The sequence below is a fragment of the Azonexus sp. MM2026_4 genome (genome assembly GCF_055901855.1).
The window spans coordinates 57,469-76,267 of sequence record NZ_CM148380.1 but is presented as its reverse complement, the minus strand read 5'-3'; the positions used below and the strand labels follow the sequence as shown (position 1 = coordinate 76,267).

Annotated in this window: 23 protein-coding genes; 15 read left to right on the top strand and 8 right to left on the bottom strand. The window is 61.4% G+C overall.

Annotated elements, in window-relative coordinates:
- Positions 1 to 357 precede the first annotated feature (357 nt).
- Genes AC0KWY_RS00275 through AC0KWY_RS00265 form a run of 3 tightly spaced genes read left to right on the top strand, consistent with a single transcriptional unit; the run spans position 358 to position 2,914 of the window.
- Positions 358 to 810 carry an AAA family ATPase gene (locus AC0KWY_RS00275; RefSeq protein WP_474027657.1) on the top strand — a complete coding sequence of 151 codons (453 nt, stop codon included), beginning with the start codon at positions 358 to 360 and terminating at the stop codon, positions 808 to 810.
- 9 nt (positions 811 to 819) lie between these two features.
- Entirely contained in the window at positions 820 to 1,356 is a 537-nt protein-coding gene (locus tag AC0KWY_RS00270; protein ID WP_474027656.1) for a hypothetical protein, read from the top strand.
- Positions 1,328 to 2,914 (top strand): cobaltochelatase CobT-related protein, encoded by a 1,587-nt coding sequence (locus AC0KWY_RS00265; RefSeq protein ID WP_474027654.1) that lies wholly within the window; start codon positions 1,328 to 1,330, stop codon positions 2,912 to 2,914. The genes AC0KWY_RS00270 and AC0KWY_RS00265 overlap by 29 nt, the downstream gene beginning before the upstream one ends.
- A 183-nt stretch (positions 2,915 to 3,097) precedes the next feature.
- On the opposite strand, the gene AC0KWY_RS00260 is transcribed toward AC0KWY_RS00265, so the two are convergent.
- Both AC0KWY_RS00260 and AC0KWY_RS00255 read right to left on the bottom strand, forming a co-directional pair.
- Positions 3,098 to 3,385 (bottom strand): lasso peptide biosynthesis PqqD family chaperone, encoded by a 288-nt coding sequence (locus tag AC0KWY_RS00260; protein ID WP_474027653.1) that lies wholly within the window; start codon positions 3,383 to 3,385, stop codon positions 3,098 to 3,100.
- A gap of 78 nt (positions 3,386 to 3,463) precedes the next feature.
- Positions 3,464 to 3,976 carry a GNAT family N-acetyltransferase gene (locus AC0KWY_RS00255; RefSeq protein ID WP_474027652.1) on the bottom strand — a complete coding sequence of 171 codons (513 nt, stop codon included), beginning with the start codon at positions 3,974 to 3,976 and terminating at the stop codon, positions 3,464 to 3,466.
- 97 nt (positions 3,977 to 4,073) lie between these two features.
- Here AC0KWY_RS00255 and AC0KWY_RS00250 point away from each other — a divergent pair, with 97 nt between their 5' ends.
- The 4 genes from AC0KWY_RS00250 (at position 4,074) to AC0KWY_RS00235 (ending at position 6,275) form a co-directional block, all read left to right on the top strand.
- The gene (locus tag AC0KWY_RS00250; RefSeq protein ID WP_474027651.1) at positions 4,074 to 4,376 is read left to right on the top strand and encodes a DUF6916 family protein; all 303 of its coding nucleotides are present in this window, start codon (positions 4,074 to 4,076) and stop codon (positions 4,374 to 4,376) included.
- A 276-nt stretch (positions 4,377 to 4,652) separates the two neighbouring features.
- Complete coding sequence (locus tag AC0KWY_RS00245; protein WP_474027650.1) at positions 4,653 to 5,183, top strand: phage tail protein; 531 nt, start codon at positions 4,653 to 4,655, stop codon at positions 5,181 to 5,183.
- A 15-nt stretch (positions 5,184 to 5,198) separates the two neighbouring features.
- Positions 5,199 to 5,726, top strand: coding sequence for a phage tail protein (locus tag AC0KWY_RS00240; protein WP_474027649.1), 528 nt, complete (start codon positions 5,199 to 5,201; stop codon positions 5,724 to 5,726).
- Between the two features lie 12 nt (positions 5,727 to 5,738).
- Positions 5,739 to 6,275 carry a phage tail protein gene (locus tag AC0KWY_RS00235; RefSeq protein WP_474027648.1) on the top strand — a complete coding sequence of 179 codons (537 nt, stop codon included), beginning with the start codon at positions 5,739 to 5,741 and terminating at the stop codon, positions 6,273 to 6,275.
- Between the two features lie 177 nt (positions 6,276 to 6,452).
- Here the strand turns inward: AC0KWY_RS00235 and AC0KWY_RS00230 are convergent, their stop codons facing one another.
- The gene (locus tag AC0KWY_RS00230) at positions 6,453 to 6,605 is read right to left on the bottom strand and encodes a hypothetical protein (protein ID WP_474027647.1); all 153 of its coding nucleotides are present in this window, start codon (positions 6,603 to 6,605) and stop codon (positions 6,453 to 6,455) included.
- Positions 6,606 to 6,753: 148 nt separating this feature from the next.
- Between AC0KWY_RS00230 and AC0KWY_RS00225 the strand changes: the two genes are divergently transcribed.
- The gene (locus AC0KWY_RS00225) at positions 6,754 to 8,691 is read left to right on the top strand and encodes an asparagine synthase-related protein (RefSeq protein ID WP_474027646.1); all 1,938 of its coding nucleotides are present in this window, start codon (positions 6,754 to 6,756) and stop codon (positions 8,689 to 8,691) included.
- A gap of 43 nt (positions 8,692 to 8,734) precedes the next feature.
- On the opposite strand, the gene AC0KWY_RS00220 is transcribed toward AC0KWY_RS00225, so the two are convergent.
- From AC0KWY_RS00220 to AC0KWY_RS00205, 4 genes are all read right to left on the bottom strand, one after another.
- Positions 8,735 to 9,652, bottom strand: coding sequence for a hypothetical protein (locus AC0KWY_RS00220; RefSeq protein WP_474027645.1), 918 nt, complete (start codon positions 9,650 to 9,652; stop codon positions 8,735 to 8,737).
- Positions 9,653 to 9,921: 269 nt separating this feature from the next.
- Complete coding sequence (locus tag AC0KWY_RS00215; RefSeq protein WP_474027644.1) at positions 9,922 to 10,890, bottom strand: hypothetical protein; 969 nt, start codon at positions 10,888 to 10,890, stop codon at positions 9,922 to 9,924.
- 219 nt (positions 10,891 to 11,109) lie between these two features.
- Positions 11,110 to 11,664 carry an aspartyl/asparaginyl beta-hydroxylase domain-containing protein gene (locus AC0KWY_RS00210; RefSeq protein ID WP_474027643.1) on the bottom strand — a complete coding sequence of 185 codons (555 nt, stop codon included), beginning with the start codon at positions 11,662 to 11,664 and terminating at the stop codon, positions 11,110 to 11,112.
- A 447-nt stretch (positions 11,665 to 12,111) separates the two neighbouring features.
- Complete coding sequence (locus tag AC0KWY_RS00205; protein WP_474027642.1) at positions 12,112 to 12,693, bottom strand: SCO family protein; 582 nt, start codon at positions 12,691 to 12,693, stop codon at positions 12,112 to 12,114.
- 230 nt (positions 12,694 to 12,923) lie between these two features.
- Here AC0KWY_RS00205 and coxB point away from each other — a divergent pair, with 230 nt between their 5' ends.
- Genes coxB through AC0KWY_RS00180 form a run of 5 tightly spaced genes read left to right on the top strand, consistent with a single transcriptional unit; the run spans position 12,924 to position 17,288 of the window.
- Entirely contained in the window at positions 12,924 to 14,027 is a 1,104-nt protein-coding gene (gene coxB / locus AC0KWY_RS00200) for a cytochrome c oxidase subunit II (protein ID WP_474027641.1), read from the top strand.
- Between the two features lie 10 nt (positions 14,028 to 14,037).
- Positions 14,038 to 15,636, top strand: a complete 1,599-nt coding sequence (gene ctaD / locus AC0KWY_RS00195; RefSeq protein WP_474027640.1) for a cytochrome c oxidase subunit I — start codon at positions 14,038 to 14,040, stop codon at positions 15,634 to 15,636.
- A gap of 29 nt (positions 15,637 to 15,665) precedes the next feature.
- The gene (locus tag AC0KWY_RS00190; protein WP_474027639.1) at positions 15,666 to 15,812 is read left to right on the top strand and encodes a hypothetical protein; all 147 of its coding nucleotides are present in this window, start codon (positions 15,666 to 15,668) and stop codon (positions 15,810 to 15,812) included.
- Positions 15,813 to 15,816: 4 nt separating this feature from the next.
- Entirely contained in the window at positions 15,817 to 16,419 is a 603-nt protein-coding gene (locus AC0KWY_RS00185; RefSeq protein WP_474027638.1) for a cytochrome c oxidase assembly protein, read from the top strand.
- Positions 16,416 to 17,288 (top strand): cytochrome c oxidase subunit 3, encoded by an 873-nt coding sequence (locus tag AC0KWY_RS00180; RefSeq protein ID WP_474027637.1) that lies wholly within the window; start codon positions 16,416 to 16,418, stop codon positions 17,286 to 17,288. The genes AC0KWY_RS00185 and AC0KWY_RS00180 overlap by 4 nt, the downstream gene beginning before the upstream one ends.
- Here AC0KWY_RS00180 and AC0KWY_RS00175 read toward each other — a convergent pair.
- Positions 17,276 to 17,476, bottom strand: coding sequence for a twin transmembrane helix small protein (locus tag AC0KWY_RS00175; protein WP_474027636.1), 201 nt, complete (start codon positions 17,474 to 17,476; stop codon positions 17,276 to 17,278). The two genes, AC0KWY_RS00180 and AC0KWY_RS00175, sit on opposite strands and share 13 nt — an antisense overlap.
- Between AC0KWY_RS00175 and AC0KWY_RS00170 the strand changes: the two genes are divergently transcribed.
- Both AC0KWY_RS00170 and AC0KWY_RS00165 read left to right on the top strand, forming a co-directional pair.
- Positions 17,475 to 18,242 (top strand): SURF1 family protein, encoded by a 768-nt coding sequence (locus tag AC0KWY_RS00170; protein WP_474027635.1) that lies wholly within the window; start codon positions 17,475 to 17,477, stop codon positions 18,240 to 18,242. The two genes, AC0KWY_RS00175 and AC0KWY_RS00170, sit on opposite strands and share 2 nt — an antisense overlap.
- Entirely contained in the window at positions 18,239 to 18,793 is a 555-nt protein-coding gene (locus tag AC0KWY_RS00165) for a hypothetical protein (protein WP_474027634.1), read from the top strand. The genes AC0KWY_RS00170 and AC0KWY_RS00165 overlap by 4 nt, the downstream gene beginning before the upstream one ends.
- Positions 18,794 to 18,799 lie beyond the last annotated feature (6 nt).

Below are 18,799 nucleotides of genomic sequence, written 5' to 3'. Positions count from 1 at the left end.
TTTCCATTGGTCGCGCCAGCCGGCGGATTCTTACACCACTGCCGGCAATTTCTTTTGCCGAAGTCGACGATAATCCAACCGTCAGCGAGTGGTCGTGAGCGTCTGATTGACACTCCAGCCAGATCGGATTCCATGACTTTCCGATTGTCTCCTTCACCACCGCTCGGGAGACGATCCTGTGACGAAGGCTGAATTGTTTGCCCAGACGTCTTGACAGCATTGCGCGCCAGGAGAATTTATCGCAAGCTTGCGCTCTCCGGTTACAGAATTATGCACAAGGCAAGGCAAAGAACGAGCGCATCGCCTCCTGCTGCGCATAATGGCAAGCAGCACATCGACCCCGACGCAAATCACTCCATGAACATTTCCACAGACGCACCAGTCGCCCCCCATCGGCTGGGCCCCGACACCACCCTGTCTGTCCGCGACACATTCGGGATTGATTCCGACCTCAGAGTTCCGGCCTTTTCCACCACATCTGAACACGTTCCCCTGCGCGATGACTGCTATCGATTCGATCCGGAAACCACGCTGGCCATTCTTGCCGGCTTTACCCACAACCGGCGAGTCATGCTGCAGGGCTACCACGGCACTGGCAAATCCAGCCATATAGAGCAAGTCGCGGCACAGCTCAACTGGCCGTGCGTCCGGATCAACCTGGATAGCCACGTATCGCGCATGGACCTGGTCGGCAAGGACGCCATCGTCGTCAGCGACGGCCAGCAGATCACCGAGTTCCGCCCCGGCATCCTTACCTGGGCCTTGCAGCACCCTACCGCGTTGATCTTCGACGAATATGACGCGGGTTGACCAGACGTGATGTTCGTCATCCAGCGCGTGCTTGAGGTGGAGGGAAAACTCACCCTGCTGGACCAGAACCGCGTCATTACCCCGCATCCTGCCTTCCGCCTCTTTGCTACCGCCAACACCGTCGGTCTTGGCGATGTCAGCGGACTCTACCACGGCACCCAACCGATCAATCAAGGCCAGCTCGACCGCTGGCACATCGTCGCCACGCTCAATTACCTTGCCCACGACAAGGAGGTGGAAATCGTCTTGTCCAGGATGCCGGAGCACGCCACGCCGGAAATTCGTGCACAGGTCTCGGCCATGGTCTCCCTGGCAGACCTGACCCGTACCAGTTTCATGCATGGCGAGTTGTCGACGGTGATGTCTCCCCGCACGGTAATCAGCTGGGCCGAAAACACCCGAATTTTTGGCGATCTGAGCACTGCTTTCCGGCTCACTTTCCTGAACAAGTGCGACGACGCTGAAAAACCACTGGTCGCCGAATACTTCCAACGCTGTTTTGACCAGGAACTCCCTCTTGAGCCGGGAAACGCCAGCTTCTACTGAGGCAAGACAGCAGGCACTCAACGCGGCCTGTGCGCGTACCTTGGCGGAGCAACCCGACCTGATGTTGGTCGGCAACGAAAGTACCCTACGTGGCAGCGCCGATGCCGCCGCTTGCCACGTCCGCTATCGACTGCCCGAGATGGCTCGGCAATACCGACCGAAAGCACTGGCTGGCAACCTGTTCGATGCTCTCGAAGAGGCTCGTGCCGAGGCAGAGGGGGCGCGCTGGCTGCCCGGCATTGCCAGCAATCTGGCCTTGCGTCCGGCGGTTTCGGCAAACCCGCGAGATCGCTTGCGGGCCTGGGCCTATAGCGTTTTTCTCGGACAATCAACAAGTTGCCCTGAGAATATCGCCAACGCATTAGCCCTTCTCGCCCGGCATATCGACAACCCGATCGAATACGGTAGTCAGGCCAGCGCGCTGGCCCAGGCGCTGGGAACAAACTTCCCTGCTTCTTCCAGCTTGGATCCGGCCGAGCCTGCCCCGAAATCCGTCCCTGAAACAGACGACGGTTTTTCCGGGGAAAACAGCCAGACTGAAGGCAATGAGGAAGATTCAGACGGCGAGCCGCAGGTCGCCGAGCCGACCCGGGACAGCATCCCCGGCACCGCACCGCCACCTCTACCCGAGGTTCTGATGCGCGACTACCACATTTACGACTCGTCCCATGACCGTGTGGTACATGCCCGCGATCTCGTCGACGCTGCAGAACTGAATCGTTTGCGTCTGCGTCTCGATGGGGAACTGCTGCCCTATCGCGGACTGGTAACCCGGCTTGCCCACAGGTTGCAGCGCCTGCTGCTCGCACGCCAACGCCGCAACTGGTCTCTGGATCAGGAAGAGGGTCTGCTTGACGCCAGCCGTCTGGCCCGTCTGGTGGCCGACCCCAACCGAACCGAGATCTTCCGGATCGAGGAAGACGGGGTGTTCCCCCAAACCTGCGTCACCCTGTTGTTTGACAACTCGGGCTCCATGCGCGGCCATCCAATCACCGTCGCCGCGCTCTCCGCCGATATCCTGGCCCGCGCGCTGGAACGCTGTGGCATCAAGGTAGAAATATTGGGTTTCACCACGACAGATTGGGAAGGCGGCACACCGGCAAGACGCTGGGCCCATTCTGGCAGCCCTCCCAGCCCCGGTCGCCTCAACTCGCTGCGCCACATCGTCTACAAATCCATGGATACCCCTTGGCGACGTGCGCGACTCAGCCTGGGATTGATGCTGAAAGAAGACTTGCTCAAGGAAAACATCGATGGAGAGGCCCTGTGGTGGGCCTGCCAGCGCCTGACAGGAAGGGTGGAAGCGCGCCGCCTGCTTATCGTCGTCAGCGATGGCGCTCCCATGGATAAGGCCACGCTGACGGCCAACCCCCGCAGTTACCTGGACCAGCATCTACAGCAAGTCATTTCCTGGGTGGAAAAAAACACCGACATCCAACTGCGAGCCATCGGTATCGGCCATCAGATTGGTCGTTACTACCGGAATTCAATCAGCCTGCGCAAGGTCGATGACTTGGGATCGATACTTGCGGACCGTCTGGGCGCATGGCTGGATTGAGCCCCCCGGATAAAATCCGCTGACGCAAAGAACACCTTCCCGCTGCAACGAACAACCGCTCCTCCCGAACAGCAGATCGAACAATTGGTGTGCCGCTACCAATTGCTCTCCGGGAAAGGCCAATTTGAAAAACAAGGGAGCACGGATACTTCGGAATTCAGCAAGGCGATCAACGGCCACGAATCAGTCCGTCCGCGTATCGATCAGTTTCTGCGCCGCCATATCGTTGAGAAAACACAGGACATCCGCTTCGCAAGTGGCCCGATCGACAGCGAACTCAACGACCAGTCGGTCGCACAGTCCCCTGACGCTGCACGGTTCGGCAATGAGTTCCCAAACCCGCCCACCGATACTGTCCAGACCGTAGTAATTGCCTTGGGCGATGCTCATCATTACCACCTCGCCATCCACCTCGGCGCAGATCTGTTCCCGTCCTTGAACAACGACACTGTCCAACTCGATGATCATCATCTGGCTACTGCTCCCATGTCATTTCCCGCTGCTGTTAACGAGCCCCATGTCCTAGAGTCGATCTCCGACTGAAGCCATTCAATTCTGCATAAAGGCGGCAGTCGGATACCAAGCCATGTACTCTGTCATGACATCGCTTTGCTCGACACGAAAGCCGAGAGAGAGATAGAGCTGACGAGCGCGAACATTTGTCCGGTTTACCGCCAGGGTCAATGGTGCCCTTGACTGTCCGGCGGCAAACTGCATCGCCTTGATCACCGTGACGCCAAAACCGCGCCCCCGTGCCTGAGGAACGAAAGCCAGATCAACCAGCCGAATCTCGTTCGGACCGAAGTCCACCACGATACGGCCGATGCGCTCGTTCAGGTATTCCACCACGAAATACATGGCATTCGGGAACATCTCCCCGTACCCCTGCCCCTGGGCGCGCTGCTGCATACCGATCAATTCTTCGATGAAATCCGTCCCGGCATCGATCAGGCGTAGATCGTCCCGCGTTGACCGATACAAGGATTCGATAAATCCCTTGTCCTCCGGACGCGCCGGGCGGATGCCCAGATTATCGGGAAGGGGTGTATTACCTGCCAGCATTATTTAGCCCCCTGCACATAACTTTGAACAGACAATTTTATGATAACTTACTATGACATATACAAAGCCAGCAATCACCGCGATACAGGAGGAACACATGACCGCTCCAACCGCGCTCGGCATCAACAATTTTCTTCCCATGCTGGACAAGGAGTTCAAACTCCCCCTGGAGCAAGGAGGCATCCTGTTACGGCTGACCGAAGTCACCCCCTACCAACGCAAAGGTGGTTTCAGGGGGGGGCGCGATCCCTTTCACCTTATTTTCCAAGGCCCGCTCGAACTGCCGCTACCACAGGGGACTTACCCGCTCAGCGCAGAAGGGGGGTTTGAGCACGCCATATTTCTGGTCCCCGTGGGCCGGGAAGAAACGGCCATGATTTACCAGGCAGTGTTCAACTGAACCTCCTCGTAAGGTATGCATCATGGCATGTACAGAATTGACGCGCTTGGTCGCTGTCCTTGCCACACCATGAAAAACGATGCGCTGACGGCTTTTCCGGCATCGCCGAGAAGGTTATCGCGGCGCGCGGCTCACGCGGCGAACGTGGTTTTGCGTGGAGGACTGGAATTACGCCCTCCATGTCGATGCCACCACGCCGTTTACCCAGCCGGCGGAGGTTTTATCGATGGAGTTGCCATCCCCCGCCACCGTTCCAAACTCATCAGGAGAAATGCTATGGCGGATCCATTCCTCGGCCAGATCAGCACTTTCGGGTTCAACTTCGCTCCCCACAACTGGTCGTTATGCAACGGGGCAATTTTGCCCGTCAATCAAAATCAAGCGTTGTTCAGCCTGCTGTACAACAGCTTTGGCGGCGACGGCAGCAGCACCTTTGCCCTGCCCAACCTGCAAGGCCGGGCACCAATGCATTACAGCACGGAATATAGCCAACTAAGCACCCGCGGCACTACCGCCGGAACCGAAACGGTAACCCTCAGCATCGATACCATGCCGGCTCACAACCACATGGTGAAGGCCTCCAACGAAGTGGCCAATCTGGCGGTTCCCAACGCCACCTTCTATCTGGCGCAAACGCCATCGGGAAAGGCAACGGCCTATGCCCCCTATACCAGCGCCAGCGCTTCGGTCATGGGACAGCAGTCGGTCTCCAATGTGGGGCAAGGCACTCCCCACAACAACATGCAGCCCTACCTGGCAATCAACTTCTGCATCGCCATGCAGGGTTATTACCCCAGCCGCAACTGACGAAAGGAACTTCCCATGGACGCATTTGTAGGTGAAATTCGGCTATTCGCGGGCAACTACGCGCCGGTGAATTGGTCGATGTGTTTCGGGCAGACAGTCCCGATCTCTCAATACCAAGTCCTCTTCAGCCTGTTTGGCACGATCTACGGTGGCGACGGAGCGCAGAATTTCAGCTTTCCCGATCTGCGCGGCCGGGTACCCATCCACTTCGGCACCGGTACTGGGTTGACCCCACGCAACATAGGGTCCGCTTCCGGCACAGAAACCGTTACCGTGCTCACGGCCAATCTGCCCCAGCACAACCATGCCTGGATGGCCAATACCGATCTGGCCAGCTTGCCGTCTCCCAATGGCAACGTTTTGGCCAACGTCGGGGCCGGCAACACCCTGTACGAGACCCAGGCGACTTTCGACAAACCCGTCGCGGCCCCGAGCGATACCTTGAGCATGGAGGGAGGCAACCAAGCCCATGCCAACATGATGCCCTACATGGCCCTCAGCTTCATCGTGGCGCTGCAGGGTGAATATCCGAGCCAGAATTGAACGGAGACCACCATGGCTGAACCATTCATCGGGGAAGTCCACATTTACCCCTACACCTATCCCCCCTACAACTGGGCGGATTGTAACGGGCAGCAGATGTCACTCGCCCAGTACCAAGCACTCTACGCCATCGTTGGCATCACCTTCGGAGGGGATGGCAGGACCAATTTCAACCTGCCCAACCTCATGGGGCGCTTGCCGATGGGCCAAGGTAGCGGTCCGGGGCTCACTCCCCGACCCTATGGCTCCACCGGTGGCGACTACACGGTCACCCTGAACCAGAGCCAAATGGCCAACCACAACCACACGCTATCCTTCGAGCGTGAAGTCACCGAAACGGCGGCCCCAACCGGCAATTATCCGGGGGTCTTCCGTCAAAATGGTGCCGGGACGGAACTCTATGACACGAATGGCACGGCCAATCCCGTCTATATGAGTCCCCAGGCTGTCGGTGTCACCGGCGGTAGTCAGCCTCACGCCAACATGCAGCCTTACATGGTGCTACGCTTCTGTATCGCTCTGGAAGGAACCTGGCCTTCTCGCAATTGATCCACCGGCATGATAACGACAAAGCCCCGGCCATGGCCGGGGCTTTTTTACATCAAGTAGAGGCGTGGAAACGCAAGTGCAAGAATTGGCTTATGGGGGAATCCTTGCACCTTATCCTGGCCACCCCGAAAAAACAGAAGAAACGCTCACCCAGCAGCGCCCCGTTGCCGTATCGAATCAGGAGAGCAGACCACCGTCATCAGAACCGTCGAAGTTTTGTTGGGTATTGAGATCAATCCTGGCGGAACGCAACTTGGGGGCTTGCCATTCCTTGCGGCCTTCAACGATGGCTTCTTGAACCATGACATCAACTGTTTCTTGCTCTTGCATGACGGATGACCTCCAAACCGGAATGAATGATGAATAAGAATGCTACGCTAGCGATTCTATCGACCTAACGCTGACCGACACAAGCAATATTATGCCGTGGATATTGCCCGGCGACGATCACACCAAACCCACGCATTGACCCTCAACGATGAGCACAATTGCCGGAATCATCAGGAGACAAGGGGACGCTGTCAGCCAGGATGACACCGAGCGTCTGCTACAAGCCTTGGCAATTTACCGACCGGAAGTCAGCCGCGCCTGGCGGCGCAATCAAGCTGCCTTGGTTTGTACCTTACGCCGTTTAACTCCGGAAGACGTTTTCGATCGTCAGCCCTTGAGCCATGGCGGCACCAAGCCAGTACTGGTCTTTTCCGGACGCCTGGACAATCGCGACGAACTGGCCCAGAAACTGCAAATCCCTGCCGCTCAGTTACGGAACATGGCGGACAGCGCCCTGGTGCTGTCCGCCTATGAGACTTGGGGGGAAGAATCCCCCCGGCACCTGTTGGGGGATTTCGCTTTCGCCGTCTGGTCACCCTTGACGGAATGCCTGTTCCTGGCCCGTGACCCGATGGGCATGCGCCCCCTCTACTGGCATCAGGGCAACGGACTTTTCGCCTTCGCCTCCGCTGCCCAGGCCTTGCATGCGCTACCGCAAATCCCTCGAGAATTGGATGAGGAACGTCTTGCGGAATATCTGGCCCTGATCCCCTGGGTTGGTCCATCGAGTTGTTTTCTGGGCATCCAGCGCCTGGAACCGGGACACAGCTTGATCATGCAAAACGGCAGCGTACGTACGACCTGTTACCACCGTTTCTCTGCGGAACGCCGCATTGAGCTGCCGCGAGACGAGGATTACGTCGAAGCCTTCCGAGAACACATGGAAACCGCTGTCCTTTGCCGGCTACGGGCACGGGGTGAAATAGGGGCGCATCTCAGTTCAGGCTTCGACAGCAGCATCGTATGTGCCGTGGCAGCCCCCATACTGGCGGCACGAGACAAGAAATTGCTGGCCTTCACACATGTCCCCAGAGAGGGGTTCGACGGCCCCGCCCCCAGGGGGCGCCACGCCAACGAAGGCCCCGCCGCCGCCGCTCTGGCGGCACGCCACCCGAATATGGATCACATTCTGATTCGTACCGACGAGCGGCATTTAAGCGAGCTTGACCGGCATTCCCAACACAGCTCACGACCGGTGCTCAATCCAAGCAATGCCCTGTGGATCAGCGCCATCCGCAACGAGGCGGAGGCGCGAGGGGCACGGGTCGTTCTGACCGGGCAATGGGGCAATATGGGATTGTCTTTCGATGGCCGCATGTTATTACCGGCATTGTTACGGCAAGGTCGGCCCTGGACCTGGTTGCGCGAGTCCCACGCCTTGCAGCGACAAGGCGCCATGAGCTGGAAATCGATCCTGACCCAATCGCTGGGGCCGTTCATGCCCGAATGGCTCTGGTCCAGACTCAGTCGGCAGCGCCGAGGCGATCTCTCTGGCCTGTTCCGACAAACCGCGCTGCATCCCGATATCGCCCATGCCCTGGATATTCGCGCCAGGGCGGAGAAGGGCAAGCTCCGACTCAGCTACCGCCCTTGGCACGACGGCCGGGCTGCCCGTCTCATGGTGCTTTACCGAGTTGATCTGGGTGACAGCTATCTCGACGCCTTGGCCCAGGCCGGCGTCGTCGAGCGCGACCCCACCGCCGACGTACGCTTGCTGGAATTCTGCCTGGCCATCCCTGAAAACCAGTTCCTGCGCAATGGACAGATGCGCTGGCTGCTGCACCGTGCATACGGCGACCGACTGCCTCCGGAAATCCTGTACGCCCGCAGCAAGGGGCTGCAATCCGCCGACTGGTATGAGACTGCAGGCCGGGAGCGGGAGGAAATGGCGGCCGAGCTGGATCGGCTGGAAGCTTCGCCGACGGCGGCCCGCCTGCTGGATTTGAAATCGATGCGCCAGGCCCTGGACGATTGGCCCACGACGGGCTGGACCCGGCAGGAGGTGATCAGCGAATACAAACTCAAATTATTGCGTGGTCTCTCGGTCGGGATGTTCATCCGCAAGATGGAAGGAGGGAACGAATGAATGGTGCGAATGGGCGTCAATTCCTTGCTGTCGCCCCAAATCCTCAGGCATCCTGACGCCACGCCAGCGCCACACGATCCAATACCTCTTCCATGCGATCGAGAAATTTTGGGCGGCATAACCGTAGCACCTGGATGCGCTTCGCGGTTCGACTACATTGCTGGAATTGCCACTGCCCCAGCCCCAGCGCCTTGACATGCTGGGGCCTGTAGGTAATTTGCGCCAATGCATTGACGGCATCCAGACCGCGCAACGGTTCAATGACGATACCATCGTCGAGGCGGTTTTCCTCCAGGAGATAAACCCGTGCCAGAGGCAGGGGCAGGTCGCGGTGATCCTCCTCCACCGCCAGATGAAATTTCTCCAGACGGGAATGATCGCGCACCAGTCGCTCAGGTTCGTGGCGGATGTGGCACAGGGCGTCGGCCCAGAGCTTGATGCGGGCGAAGCTGGGCTGGGCCCAGGGCTGGCCTTCACGATCCAAACGTATCGCCAGCAGATCGTCGCCGATGAGACGATGACCACGTTGGCGCAAATGTGCCACCAGGGTGGACTTGCCGGCACCGGAATTCCCCGCGAACGCCACGGCCTGACCGTTCACCTCGACAGCGCCGGCATGCAGGGCCAACAGACCGCGTTGGTGCAGCAAAACCCCCAGCACCGCGCCGAGCAGATACAAGCGGATATCGCCGGGCGCCACGCCAGGCTCGGGGTCGATTCGGACTTGCTTGCCATCTGTGACCAGATAGCGGGCGACCTCCGGCACCTCCAGAAGAAACCGCCCCTCGCCGGCCTGCCACATCGGACCTTGATCGGCAATCGACGGCAATCGCTCGGAAATTTCTCCAAGATCGACAAGGACATCCGCCGGGATATCGATCGGCGCCTCGATCAGTTCCGGAAGCTCCAAGGCTGAGAGAAGCGTCAGACCATGGATGCGGTAACTACGAAATGGACTCATTGGGACAAGACACACGCTAGCAATTTAAGAAACTTCGGTTAGACCATACTCAAGAGCCCAATCAGAATCAGGGATTTCGCATGCCAATTTCGTATTCTTTATTTATCGATGGATTTGAGGATCGTGTCCCGCCAAGTGATGCAAGAGCCAACGCTTCCACGCTACGCTAGCACAGTTCCCGCGGTTTTCCGGCGACGGGAGCGGGCACAGGCCCCGTTCCGTGGGCATGAGATCGAATATTTTCTCCACGTCACGCCCTCTACCCCGCCTCAGGCAGAGCCCTTCTCCTTGCGGATTTTCTCCAGGGATTGATAGGGCTCGATCAGCCAGCGTTCCACCATTTCAACCACAGCAGAATCGGCGGCAGCGCGTTTGTCGGCGCCATCGGGTTGAAAAGCCATGTAACCCCGCTTGGCGCTACGCCCGGTTACCGCGCGCAGGCTCTCCATATCCTGCCTCGCCAGATCGATACCGAAGTGGGCGGCCAGTCTGTTTTCCAGGGCATCGGGCAATTCGTCGTAATTGATCAGCAAACCGTTACCGTGATGCTGCATGGCATGCCTGGCCTGTTCGAGAATGACGGACAGAACCCAAGCCCCATGTCCGAGCGGCTGGCTCATCAGTTCATCGGGCGGATGCAGGCCGTGGACTTTCATCGAGCCCGGTACCAGATGCCAGCCTGGCATTCTCTGATGCGATACCAGTACCTCCAGCGGATCGCGGTAGAGAAAAATCCAGGGCGTATCGGGATAGGCTGCCAGCAAACGATCGATGTGGGCGGTATGCCAGCAATCGGTTTTCAGAAACAGGCGGCGGTCAGCAACGCGGCGCGGCTGACCCAGTGCGGCGAGCAAGGCGCGAATTGTTTCCGCCCCCGCCGCCGGGGCAGGCCATTGCAACAAGGTATCCACAGCTTCCGGCTCGGACAGCACCACGCTATCTGTGAGCGCCGAAAGCCATTGCGCCACCAGCGTCGAGCCACAACGGCTCAGGTGAAACACCATACCTTGCAGCGGCAGGCCGGGATGGCTCGATGCGCGCTCCAGCAACAGATCCAAACTGCTCTGCTGGCGCAACAACTGGTTGAATGGCCGAGCCGCCAGCCTGGCCAATGTGTCATGACAGAACGGCTCGGTGAATCGCTCCGCTCCCATGTAGCCCCAATCCACTTGCGCCTTGGCGTCGCGCATCGACAAGAACAGCGGTATCCAACCGGCGAGCCTGTCCATGTCCGTCATGGCCGCTTTCTGTCGGACCAGGCGCGGCGACCGCTGCGCATGGCCTGCCACACAGCTTCTTCCTGTAGCCCGACCCCTTGGGATTGCGCTATTTGCAGGACGGCGGCAACAAACTCGCTGGCATCGGTCAAGGCAAACAGGCGCGCTTGCCGGACGGGATCGTCATGCACGACTCGACGCAAGGCCTGAATTATCCCTTCGCTGCTTCCGGCCATCTGCTCAGGCCTCAAGCAAGCCGCGCAACCAATCGTTGAGCTTGCAATCGAGCACGATATGCAAGCGTTCGGTCGTACCACGATTGGTGAAACTATGCGGCAAGGTAAAGTTCCCGTACCAGCATTCGCCGGCTGCCCAACGATAACTGACCCCGTCGATACGACACTCCACATCGGGATTCGTCGCCACCACGACATGGATGCGCACTTCACCATGTTCCGGGCTCAGCATCGGATCGCGGTGTTCCTTGATGACTGAGCCCGCGCCCAGTCTCAGCAAACGCACCGCCAACAGAGGGCACTGGAAAGTCGCCAACACTTCCGGAAAGTAGTCGCAGCTTTGCAGCAGCGGAGTGTCTTCCCAGGTCTCGGCCTGCGGGTCCGAATACATCGGTATGACGCTACCTGGCACAGCGCGCAGGGGCAAGCCGCTCCAGTCGCCGTCATAGATGCGGGTATTGAAATGAGGCAACCACTGTTGCGATTGCAGATGCGCCAAATCTGCTTGCAGGCGGTTGGGCGCGAAATTCAACGGCAGGCGAAGTACGGACGGTATCACGAGGTCACGCCTCCAAAGAAAAGGGGGGAATGAATTGGCAAGCACGCTCCAGGAAAAAACGAGGGCACTTCATTTCCCCATGACATACAAGAGCACCGGAAATTTATGTCAACCGCACAAACCCAAACATCATACACACCAGGACGCTCGGCATGCCATCCACCTTGACCTCAAGGCCGCATCAACCCTGCTCTCGAAGAGGTCCCTTTCCGTCTTCTGGCTGGTCTGTTCGTCAAGTCGGGGCTGGACGTGTTCGGCATTGGAAAAGCGCACCTCGGCCCCGACTTTGCGCGCCTGACGGTTGGCGAAGAAGCGGAACTGCTACACGCGCAGCTCGGCGTTGCAGCCTCGCGCAGGACCGAGGCGGCGTAGGCACTTTTGGTCGCCTTGGCCGCATCCCAGATGCATGCACAGCGCCCGCAATCAGTTTGCGCACGATGCGCATGACTAGCGCAACAAGCCGCGCAAATCCGCCACCAGGTCCTGGACGCTGTTCGGGTCGCGCACGTGGAGGCGCAGCCTGCCGGCCGGGTCATAAACGTAGGCGCCGCTGGAGTGGTCGACGACGTAGCCGAGCGCCCCCTCCACCGCATGGCGGCTGGCGAAGACGCGGTATTCCCTGGTCAGCACCTGGATCTGCGTCGGCTCGCCGCGCAGGCCGAGGAAATCGGGGTGGAACCAGGCAACATAGGTTTTCAGTTGCGCCGGCGTGTCGCGCTCGGGGTCCAGGGTGATGAACAGGACCTGCACCCGCTTGCTGTCTTCCCCGAGTTCCTTCATCGCCTCGGCCAGTCGGGCCAGGGTAGTCGGGCAGATGTCGGGACAGGAGGTGTAGCCAAAGAAGACGATCACCGCCCGGCCGCGGAAATCGGCCAGGGTGCGTGGCTGGCCGTGGTGATCGGTGAGCGAGAAATCCCGGCCGAAGCTGGCGCCGGTGATGTCGGTATTGCGAAAGCTGACCGGTTCCGGCTGGCATCCAAGCAGCAGGAACAGGGCGACATTGAGCAGGAACAAGCGGTAGCGCTTCATGGGGGCAGGAGTCATTGAATTAAATAATACGGAACTAATTAAACAATATCGCTTCAGATTGCAAAGCAGGTTGTCAGAAGGGGGGAGCCGGGATGACGATCACAGCGCATTTTTTGCGAGACACGGCGTATCGCTGCGCCGGAATTTCGTCTTCAAGCCAGACTTCGCGCCCTCCTTGTTGGCACCTCGGGCGCCTCGCCCTCCTTGCCCCGGCATTGCTGCCGGGTGTCGTGCACGCGGCCTACAACTTCAACTTCCCGGAACCGGTCACGCCGATCGCGCGGGAGACGCTGAACATCCACAACGAATTCATGCTGATCATCACCGTGCTGTTCGTCGTGGTGTTCGCGATCATGATCTATTCGATGATCCGCCATCGCAAAAGCGTCGGTCATCAGGCGGCCAGGTTCTCCGGGCCGCGCGGCGCCCTGCAGTGGTTCTGGGCGCTGGTGCCCTTCGCCATCCTGCTTTTCATCGACTTCGTGCTGATGGGCATCCCGGCGGTCAAGGCGGTGATCAACATGGAGGACACCCAGACGCGGGCCGACATGGTGCTCAAGGTCACCGGCATGCAGTGGAAGTGGCAGTACGAATACCCCGAGGCCGGCATCAAGTTCATCAGCACCCTGGCCACGCCGCGCGACCAGATCGCCAATGCCGAGGCCAAGGGCGAGCATTACCTGCTGGAAGTCGACCAGCCGGTGGTGCTGCCGGTGGGCAAGAAGGTGCGCGTGCTGCTGACGTCAACCGATGTCATCCATACTTGGTGGGTGCCGCAATTCGGCGTCAAGCGCGACGCCATCCCCGGCTTCCTGCGCGAGACCTGGGTACTAATCGAGAAACCCGGCATCTACCGCGGCCAGTGCGCCGAGCTGTGCGGCAAGGATCACGGCTTCATGCCGGTGGTGGTGCATGCCGTGCCCGAGCCGGAATACCTGGCCTGGGTGGACAGCAAGAAAACCGAGGCCAAGGCAGCGGCGGGCAGCAGCGAGCGGACCTGGAGCAAGGACGAACTGATCGCCGCCGGCAAGGAGGTGTACGAGAAACAGTGCGTCGCCTGCCACCAGAGCGAGGGCCAGGGCCTGCCCCCGGCCTTCCCGGCGCTGGCCGGCAGCAAGGTGATCGCTGGCCCGTTGTTCGACATGAACGGCAAGCCGCCCGCGGATAGCCACGTCAACCGGGTGATGAACGGCAAGGCGGGCACCGCCATGCAGGCCTTCCGCAACACGCTGTCGGACGTCGAACTGGCCGCCGTCATCACCTTTGAACGCAACAGCTTCGGCAACCACCAGGGCGACATGGTCCAGCCCGCCCAGATCAAGGCCCTGCACTAGGAGTCGAGCGATGAATACAGCCACTACCACGCACCCCACACCGCACGACGCCGGGCATTACCCCGGCGGCCTGATGCGCTGGCTGACGACGACCAACCACAAGGACATCGGCACGATGTACCTGACCTTCTCGCTGCTCATGTTCTTCGTCGGCGGGCTGATGATCCTCGCCGTGCGCGCCGAACTGTTCCAGCCCGGCCTGCAGTTGATGCAACCCGAGTTCTTCAACCAGTTGATCGGCGTGCATGCACTGGTGATGATCTTCGCGGCGCTGATGCCGGCTGCCACCGGCTTCGCCAACTGGATGATCCCGCTGATGATCGGCGCCCCCGACATGGCACTGCCGCGCCTCAACAACTGGGGCTTCTGGCTGCTGCCGCCGGCCGCCATCCTGCTCACCCTGCCGTTCACGCTGGCCCTGTTCGGCATCGGCGACGGCGCCATCGCCACCGGCTGGACCTTCTACGCGCCGCTCTCGGTGCAGGGCGGCATGGGCGTCGATTTCGCCATCCTCGCCGTGCATATCCTGGGCATCTCGTCGATCATGGGGTCGATCAACATCATCGTCACCATCTTCAACATGCGCGCCCCCGGCATGACCATGATGAAGCTGCCGCTGTTCGCCTGGGGCTGGCTGATCACCGCCTTTTTGCTGATCGCCACCCTGCCGGTGCTGGCCGGCGCGGTCACCATGCTGCTCACCGACCGCCATTTCGGCACCCATTTCTTCGACGCGGCCGGCGGCGGCGACCCCATCCTCTTCCAGCACCTGTTCTGGTTCTTCGGCCATCCCGAGGTGTACATCCTGCTGCTGCCGGTGTGGGGGCTGATGCCGCATGTGCTGGCCACCTTCTCGCGCAAGCCGACCTACGGCTACAAGGCGCAGGTCTACAGTTTCATCGCCATCGGCCTGCTCTCGGTGGTGGTCTGGGCGCACCACTTCTTCACCGCCGGCCTGCCGGTGCCGGCGCTGATCTACTTCATGTTCAGCACCATGGCCATCTCGCTGCCGCTGGCCGTGCTCTTCTTCTGCTGGATCGCCACCATGTGGAAGGGCGCGATGAGCTTCGAGACGCCGATGCTGTTCGCCGTCGGCTTCATCGTCCTGTTCGGCATCGCCGGCCTGACCGGGCTGATCCTCGCCGATGTCGCCGCCGACGCCCAGTATCACCACAGCTATTTCGTCGTCGCCCACTTCCATTACGCGCTGTTCGCCGGCGGCATCATGGGCGTGATGACCGGCGTCTATTACTGGCTGCCGAAATGGACCGGCCACATGTACAGCGAAAAGCTCGGCAAGCTGCATTTCTGGCTGACGGTGATTTCCTTCAACCTGACCTTCATGCCGCAGTTCTTCCTCGGCCTCGCCGGCATGCCCCGGCGCATTCCGGACTATGCGCTGCAGTTCGCCGAGTTCAACGCCATGTCGACGGTCGGCGCCTTCATCCTCGGCCTCAGCCAGTTGATCTTTGCCTGGAACATCTGGTGCTGCGTGCGCGGCGGCCCCAAGGTCGATGGCCGCGTCTGGGAAGGCGCCGAAGGGTTGGAGTGGGAGTTGTCCTCGCCACCGCCCCACCACAGTTGGGAAACCCAGCCGGTGATCAAATGAAGCCGGGCAATTTTCAGATCGGAGAGCCGATGCCCCCCGCCCCCCCATCCGCCGACGCAGCGGCGTTTTCCCCGGCCGACCTGGCCTCACGCCGCGCCGCCTCACGCCGCCTCGGCTGGTGGCTGGGCGCCGCGGTGCTGGCCATCTACCTGCTCGGGCTGTTGATCCCGCGTTAGCGCCATGGAACAGGTGCCCGCCGCTCCCGCCAGCCACCGCCGCCTGATCGGCCGTCTGCTGTTGCTGGTGGCCGGCGCCTTTGCCTTCGCCTTTGCGCTGGTGCCGCTCTACAACGTGCTCTGCGAGGCCACCGGCTTCAACGGCAAGACCGCCGGACCAGAGCGCGACTTTACCGTCGGCGGCCTCAGCGCCAGCGCCGCGCCGGCCGCCGCCGTCGATACTGGCCGCAGCATCCGCGTCGAATTCACCGGCACGGTGATGCCCGGCCTGCCCTGGGAGATGCGGCCGCTGCTCACCCACCTCGACATCCACCCCGGCGAACTGCAGCAGGTCGCCTATCTGGTGCGCAACACCTCGAACCGGGCGGTCACCGGCCAGGCCGTGCCCAGCGTCACGCCCGGCCAGGCGGCGCAGCATTTCGACAAGATCGAGTGCTTCTGCTTCACCCAGCAGACCCTCGGCCCCGGCGAAGCGCGCGAGATGCCGCTGGCCTTCATCGTCAAGCAGGAAGTCGCCGCCGACATCCGCCACATCACCCTGTCCTACGCCTTTTTCAGCATCGACGGCCAACGCCGGACCCTTACCCGCACCGCGGAGGCAAGATGAAAAACGCTCCAGCCCACGCCGGCCACGGCGCGCACTACTTCGTTCCGCAGCCCAGCCTGTACCCGGTGATCCTGTCCGCCGGCATGTTCCTGCTGGCGCTCGGCTTCGTGCAGACGATGAACGACGCCGGCCCCGGCCAGTGGGTCATGCTGGCCGGCGCGGCGGTCATCGTCTATGTACTGTTCGGCTGGTTCGGCCACGTCATCGCCGAATCGCAGAGCGGCGCCTACCGCGACTGGGAAGACCGTTCCTTTCGCTACGGCATGATCTGGTTCATCGCCACCGAGGTGATGTTCTTTGCCGCGTTCTTCGGCGCCCTGTTCTACATGCGGGTGATCTCGGTGCCGCGCCTGGGCGAGATGATGGCGGTGCACGGCGTCACCCTGTGGCCCGACTTCGCCGGCACCTGGCCGACCAGCGGCCCGCAGGGCGCGCCGTTCACGCCGATGGGCGCCTGGGGCATCCCGGCCTTGAACACCGCGCTGCTGCTCAGTTCCGGCGCCACCGTCACCTGGGCGCACTGGGCCCTGTTGCGCGACCGGCGCCGGCAACTGGTCGCCGGGCTGGCGGCGACGGTCCTGCTCGGCGCCATCTTCCTCGGCTTCCAGGCTTACGAATACCACCACGCCTATACCGAACTGGGCCTGACCATGGGCGCCGGCGCCTACGGCGCGACCTTCTTCATGCTCACCGGCTTCCACAGTTTCCACGTCACGCTGGGCACCGTCATGCTGGCGGTGATCCTGCTGCGCAGCCTGGCCGGCCACTTCAGCGCCGAGCGCCACTTCGCCTTCGAGGCGGTGGCCTGGTACTGGCACTTTGTCAACGTGGTCTGGCTGATCCTTTTTGTCTTCGTTTATTGGGTGTAACCGGGAATGAAGCCAAACCGGAAACTGCCGAGCAGCAACAGGAAGAGCGCGATGGACAGGCCGATGCGCAGGGTCAGCGCGCGTACCGTGCGTTCGCCCTGGCCGCGATCGCGATAGAGAAGGAAGAGCCCGGAGAACAGGCTGCCGACGATGCCAAGCAACAGCAAAACCACCACAATCCTGAGCATGGACGACGCCTCCGGGTCAGTTGCCACGGCCCAGTATGCGCGCCGCCCGAGCGCGCCGGCAAGGGCCAGCCGCAAGCAGGTGGCGATCCTCGGCGGACTGCTGCTGGCGCTGCTGCTGCCGGCCTTCGTTTCCCTCGGCCTGTGGCAATGGCGCAAGGCCGAAAGCAAGACGGCGCTGCAGATCGAACTCGACAGCCGCAGCCACGACGCCGCCATCGCCATGCCGACGACGCCCGCCGACGTCGATGCCCTGCGCCATCGCCGGGTCATCCTGCGCGGCAGCTACGACGCCGCCCATCAGGTGCTGATCGACAACCGCCCGTATCGGGAGCAAGCCGGCTATCACGTCATCACCCCCTTGCAGCTTTCCGGGTTGACCATGCATGTGCTGGTCAATCGCGGCTGGCTGCCGGCGCCGGCCGATCATCGCCAGCAGCCCGTGGCCGAGGTGCCGGCCGGCGAAATCGAAGTGAGCGGCATCGCCGTGCTGCCCGCGCAGCGCTTCTTCAACCTGGCGGCGCAGCCGACCAGCGGCTGGGCGCCGGTCTGGCAGAACCTCGACCTCGAACGCTTCCGCTCGGCCGTGCCCTATCCGCTGCAAGGCCTGGTCGTCCAGCTCGACCCGACGGCGGCAGGCGGCTATGTGCGCGACTGGCCGCGCCCGGACGAACGCGCCGACCGCCACCGCAGCTACGCCTTGCAATGGTTCGGTTTTGCCATCGCCAGCCTCGGCATCTGGGGCTATTTCCTGATCCGCCGACCATGAACAGCGTCGCCCTCCCCACCCCGCCCAACCGGCGCCAAGGCCGCCTCACCCTGGCCCTGATCGTCGGCCTGCTCGCCCTGCCCTTCGTCATCGCCGCCGCGCTTTACTTCGGCGGCTGGCACCCGTCGCGGATGACGCACCACGGCCACCTGCTCAACCCGCCCCGCCCGCTGCCGGCGGAAATCCTGCGGTCAACCGAAAAAAACGCCGAAAAATGGCAACTGGTGCTGCACGTCCGCGGCCCCTGCGCCGCCGATTGCCTGCGCCGCCTCGACGAAATGCGCCGCGTCCACGTCGCCCTCTACAAGAACATGGGCCGCCTGGGCCGCGCGCTGCTCACCGGGCATGCCGACGACCCCGCGCTGCCCGGCGTGCGTGCCAGCCAACCCGACCTGATGCTGCTCAGCGCGCCGCCGGACACCCTGGCCGACATCGCCGACCCCCTGCTGCTGGTCGATCCGCAAGGCCGGATCATCATGACCTATCCGCCCGACGCCAGCCTGCAAGGCCTGCGCGCCGACCTCGACCGCCTGCTCAAATACGCCGGCTAGGAGAAC